The organism is Methylobacterium sp. CCH5-D2, from assembly GCF_001556475.1.
Taxonomy (GTDB): domain Bacteria; phylum Pseudomonadota; class Alphaproteobacteria; order Rhizobiales; family Beijerinckiaceae; genus Methylobacterium; species Methylobacterium hispanicum.
Genome location: NZ_LSIX01000233.1, coordinates 1 through 3466 on the forward strand (window position 1 = coordinate 1; position 3466 = coordinate 3466).

The 3466-nt window shown below is 73.2% G+C and carries 4 protein-coding genes; 2 read left to right on the forward strand and 2 right to left on the reverse strand.

What is annotated here, in order from left to right; translation table 11 throughout:
* Nucleotides 1-1163: MFS transporter (locus AX737_RS06185; RefSeq protein ID WP_066919880.1), on the forward strand; the 1163-nt coding region annotated here is incomplete at its 5' end.
* Here AX737_RS06185 and AX737_RS06190 read toward each other — a convergent pair.
* Complete coding sequence (locus AX737_RS06190) at nucleotides 1160-1660, reverse strand: DoxX family protein (RefSeq protein ID WP_066919882.1); 501 nt, start codon at nucleotides 1658-1660, stop codon at nucleotides 1160-1162. The two genes, AX737_RS06185 and AX737_RS06190, sit on opposite strands and share 4 nt — an antisense overlap.
* Before the next feature lie 74 nt (nucleotides 1661-1734).
* The gene (locus tag AX737_RS06195; RefSeq protein WP_066919883.1) at nucleotides 1735-3009 is read right to left on the reverse strand and encodes a multidrug effflux MFS transporter; all 1275 of its coding nucleotides are present in this window, start codon (nucleotides 3007-3009) and stop codon (nucleotides 1735-1737) included.
* Between the two features lie 193 nt (nucleotides 3010-3202).
* Between AX737_RS06195 and AX737_RS31880 the strand changes: the two genes are divergently transcribed.
* Nucleotides 3203-3376, forward strand: a complete 174-nt coding sequence (locus tag AX737_RS31880; RefSeq protein WP_082772915.1) for a YqaE/Pmp3 family membrane protein — start codon at nucleotides 3203-3205, stop codon at nucleotides 3374-3376.
* Nucleotides 3377-3466 lie beyond the last annotated feature (90 nt).

The following is a 3466-nucleotide window of genomic DNA, read 5'->3' on the forward strand; positions in this document are numbered from 1 at the left end:
ATCACGAGGCGGCCGACGGCCTCCTGAGCTTCGTGGCGGCGCGCTTCCTCCAGGGCCTCGGCGGGGCCATGATGGTGCCGGTCGGCCGCCTCGTGATCCTGCGCAGCGTGCCGAAATCGGAACTCGTCACGGCGCTCGCCTACCTCACCATCCCGGCACTGATCGGCCCGATCCTCGGCCCGCCGCTCGGCGGCCTGATCACCACCTGGCTCGACTGGCGCTGGATCTTCCTGATCAACATCCCGATCGGGATCGCCGGGATCGTGCTGGCGAGCGTCTACTTCGAGGATCTGCGCGAGGCCGAGCGGCCGCCGCTCGACGTCGCGGGCTTCCTGCTGCTCGGGCCGGGCCTGGCCGGGCTGATGCTCGGCCTCGCCTCGCTCGGGCGCCACCTGCTGCCGGCTTGGCTCACCTGGGGCTGCCTCGGCGGGGGCGCGGCGCTGCTCGGCCTCTACATCCGCCATTCCGCCCGCGTGCCGCACCCGGTGCTGCGGCTCGGCCTGCTCGGCTACCCGACCTTCCGGGCCGCGGTGACGGGCGGCTCGCTGTTCCGCATCGGCACGGGGGCGATCCCCTTCCTGCTGCCGCTGATGCTGCAGATCGGCTTCGGCCTCGACGCGCTGCAATCGGGCCTGATCACCTTCGCGGCGGCAGCGGGCGCGATGCTGGTGAAGACGGTCGGCCCCCGCATCCTGCGCACCTTCGGCTTCCGCGCCGTGATGGTGACGAACGCGGTGCTGGCGGCCGCCTTCCTGGCGGTGAACGGGCTGTTCACGGCCCAGACCCCGCACCTGCTGATCATCGGCCTGCTGTTCCTCGGCGGCTGCCTGCGCTCGCTGCAATTCACCTGCATCAACGCGATCGCCTACGCGGACCTGGAGCAGCGGGAGATGAGCGCGGGCACTAGCCTCGCCAGCGTCGCGCAGCAGCTCTCGCTGAGCCTCGGCGTGACGCTCGGCGCCCTGGCACTCGAGGGCGCCGCCGCGTGGCACGGGCGCGCGGAGATCCGGGCGGAGGATTTCGGCCCGGCCTTCCTGGCGGTAGCGCTGATCTCCGGCGCCTCCGTGTTCCCGTTCCGGCGGCTCAGCCCGGATGCCGGCGCGGAGATCTCGGGGCGGCGCGCGGTCGAGGCGGCCCCGGCCGGGGCGCCGGGGCGAAACTAGGCCGCGGCGCGGGCGGGTCGGCCGCCGCGCTTCGGTCCGTTGCTGTTGGCGGGCTTGCGGGCCGGCGCCTTCTTGGGCGCGGAGCGGGCGCCCGCGCGCCAGCCCTGCCAGCTCCAGGCGCCGGGGCCCTGCAGGGCGTAGAGGAGGAAGCCGCCGGCGAGGCCGAGATCGGCCAGCAGCAGCGTGCGTTCGGCGATCGCCGCCGCGCCGCCGAACTGCCAGAACGGGTGCAGCACCACTGCCATGCCGGCGGCGAACAGCGCCAGCGCGAGCCCGGTCAGCCGCGGCAGCACGCCGAGGATCAGCGCGAGCGGTCCGAAGACCTGCACGACGACCATCGCGGTCGCGACCGCGTTCGGGGCCGGTACGCCGGCGCCCGCCAGCGTCAGCGCGAAGCCCGAGACGTTGAGCGCCCGGGCGATGCCCGTCGGCAGGAGGGCGGAGGCCAGCAGCAGGCGCGCGGCGAGGCTGAGGGCGTCGGGGGCTCTGGCGATCACGGACGGGCTCCTTCGGGCGGGCCGGAGGAGCCTTGGGGCGGGTGCGTGTAGGCCGGGTTAAGGACGCGGCGCCATCAACCGGAGACGCCGCCGCGGAACAGCCGTCCGTGCTCGGTCCAGGCCACGACGAGGAGCGCGAGGCCGCCGAGCGTCGCGTAGCCGATGCCGATCGGCAGCACGGTTCCGTCGAAGGCCTGCCCGATCAGGTAGCCGCACAGCGCCCCGAGGATCGTGGTGTAGAAGCCCAGGAAGGACGAGGCGGTGCCGGCGATGGCGCCCAGCGGCTCCAGCGCCAGCGCGTTGAAGTTCGGCATGGCGAAGCTGATCAGGAACTGGTTCAGCGCCAGCACCCCGAGGAACAGGGCGAGCGGCGGGTGCCCGTGCCAGGCGAGGCCGACGCCGACCTGGGCGAGCCCCACCATCACGAAGGCCGCGAGGCCCGCATGCGAGAGCGGGCGCATGCCGAGCCACCGCACCACCCGCGCGTTGACGAGCGTCGCCGCCCCCATGGCGCCCGCGACCGCGCCGAAGGCCAGCGGGAAGAGCGCGCCGAGATGGTAGAGGCCGGTATCGAAGATCTGCTGGGACGAGCCGACATAGCCCATGATGCAGCCGGTGAGCAGGCCGAGCGCCGTGGCGTAGCCGACCGCGACCCGGCAGCGCAGGGTCGTCCGCACGGCCTGGATCGTGGCGCGGAGCGAGAGCGGGCGGCGGTATTCCGGGTGCAGGGTCTCGGGCATGCGCCAGGTGAACCAGAGGGTGCAGATCGCGGCCAGCACCAGCATCGAGACGAAGACCCAGACCCAGGAGCCCAGCGCCAGCATCGCGCCGCCGACGGCGGGCGCGATCATCGGCACGATCAGGAACACCATCATGATCAGCGACATGACGCTCGCCATCTCGCGGCCGGCGAAGCGGTCGCGCACGATCGCGGTCGAGAGCACGCGCCCGCTCGCCGCGCCGACGCCCTGGATGATGCGGGCGGCGAGCAGCCAGCCGAAGGAGGGCGCCACCATCGCCAGCGCCGTGCCGGCCGCGTAGATCGCCAGCCCCCCGAGGAGGACCGGCCGGCGGCCGAGCGCGTCCGAGACCGGCCCGTAGACGATCTGCGCCAGCCCGAAGCCGATCATGTAGACGTAGACGAGGAGCTGGAGATGGTTGGCGTCGGCGACCCCGAACCGCGCCTGGATCGCCGGAAAGGCCGGGAGCAGGTTGTCGATCGAGATCGCGGTCACGGCCATCATCAGGGCGACGATGGCCACGAACTCGGCGAAGCCCGGGCCGGCCCACGCCGCGGGGACGGCGACGGGGGCGCTGGCACGCGCCCCCTCGGGCGGGTTCGGCCGGATCGGTGCGGTCACGGATGCCTCGGAGCGGAGCTGCGGGAGAGCCCCCTCCCGGGCTCCCCGTCCCCCGACAACGCGGCGGCGATGTGACGGTGCGCATGTCCGCGTCGCGACCGTGGCCTGCGGAAGCCGCGGCGCCGGAACGGAGAAGGCTCAGCTTCGTTGGGCGCGCGAGCCCCTTCCACTGGAGAGACCGATGTCCAGCCTCGTCCGCATCCTCCTCGCGATCTTCCTGCCGCCCGTCGCGGTGCTGCTGACCACCGGCTTCGGCCTGCAGTTCCTGCTCAACATCCTTCTGTGGATCCTGGGCTGGCTGCCGGGCACCGTCCACGCCCTCTGGCTGATGAACCGCGAGCGCCCGCTGCTCTGAGCGGAGCGGCCGCGCGCTCTCGCTCCCCACTCTGCGGGCAGGGCGATCGCATATGGCGTGGGTCGTCTCCGAGATCGCCACTGGAACCGC